Below are 287 nucleotides of genomic sequence, written 5' to 3' on the forward strand. Positions count from 1 at the left end.
ACCCACAACAATTGTTCGGCGGCGTCCTACTCTCCCACAGGGTCCCCCCTGCAGTACCATCGGCGCTGAAAGGCTTAGCTTCCGGGTTCGGAATGTAACCGGGCGTTTCCCTCACGCAATAACCACCGAAACACTATGAAGATAACAACCACCGGAAAATGTCACGGCCGTTCGTTACTTCAGAACTAACACAGTGGACGCGAGCAACTGAGGACAAGCCCTCGGCCTATTAGTACCGGTCAACTCCACCAGTCACCTGGCTTCCATATCCGGCCTATCAACCCAGT

At 54.7% G+C, this 287-nt stretch carries 2 rRNA genes; both read right to left on the reverse strand.

Annotated features, from left to right (window positions below):
• Nucleotides 1–13: 13 nt before the first annotated feature.
• Nucleotides 14–130: ribosomal RNA gene (rrf, locus tag IG02_RS0135650) — 5S ribosomal RNA — on the reverse strand.
• A gap of 79 nt (nt 131–209) precedes the next feature.
• Nucleotides 210–287, reverse strand: a 23S ribosomal RNA gene (locus IG02_RS0135655); the annotation flags it as partial.

Origin of the sequence: Streptomyces sp. NRRL F-5135, assembly GCF_000719775.1 — a bacterium.
GTDB lineage: Bacteria > Actinomycetota > Actinomycetes > Streptomycetales > Streptomycetaceae > Streptomyces > Streptomyces hebeiensis.